1 pseudogene is annotated in these 707 nt (G+C 74.0%); it reads left to right on the top strand.

Annotated elements, in window-relative coordinates:
* Positions 1-126 precede the first annotated feature (126 nt).
* Positions 127-707: pseudogene (locus ACFPZL_RS13955) on the top strand (hypothetical protein); the annotation flags it as partial.

Raw genomic sequence — 707 nt, forward strand, 5'->3', positions numbered from 1 at the left:
GCTCCGCCGCCGGCTGCCGGCTCGGCTTCGGCGCCTGCGCCGGCCTCGGCCCCAGCACAGGCTGCGACCCCGGTTGCGGCACCGGCTCCAGCTTCATCCTCGGCCCCGGTCGATGTGGTCGCCGCGATGAAGTCGGCACGCGAGTTCCTGAACGGCGGCGCGTCGAAGGCGCCGATGGTGCCGCTCGGCGGCCACCCGCCGGCTGCGAAACCGGGCGGCGATGCGCCCGCGCCTCAACAGACCGCACCGCGGGATCCGCAGCATGGCGCGCAGTCGGGTCATCGGCCGGAGTCGACTCCGGGAGCAGGATCGGCGGCGGAGACCGTGCCGGCGGCATCGGATGCCGGGCCCGCTCCTGCCACGCAATCGGCGGGCTCGAACGCGGACGTCGGCGAGTCCGTCGACTTCGACGAGCTCAGGGAGCTCTGGCCCCAGCTGCTCGAGGAGTTGCTCGAAAGCGATCGCGAGGCCTGGAACGCGGTGCGGAACGCGCAGCCGCTCGGCCTCGAAGGCAACCTGCTCACCATCGGTTTGGCGAACCGCAGCGACCTCGAGGTGTTCAAGAGCGCCGGCTCCGGCCCGCTGCGCGAGGTCATCGCCGCGGCGATCGGCATCACGGTGAAGTACCTGCCGGCCCCGATCCCGGCCGGAACGCTGCCCGGCGGCGGCACCCACACGGGCGGCGACGCCGGTGGCAGCCCCGCAGC

Source organism: Leucobacter soli, assembly GCF_042659205.1.
Lineage (GTDB): Bacteria > Actinomycetota > Actinomycetes > Actinomycetales > Microbacteriaceae > Leucobacter > Leucobacter soli.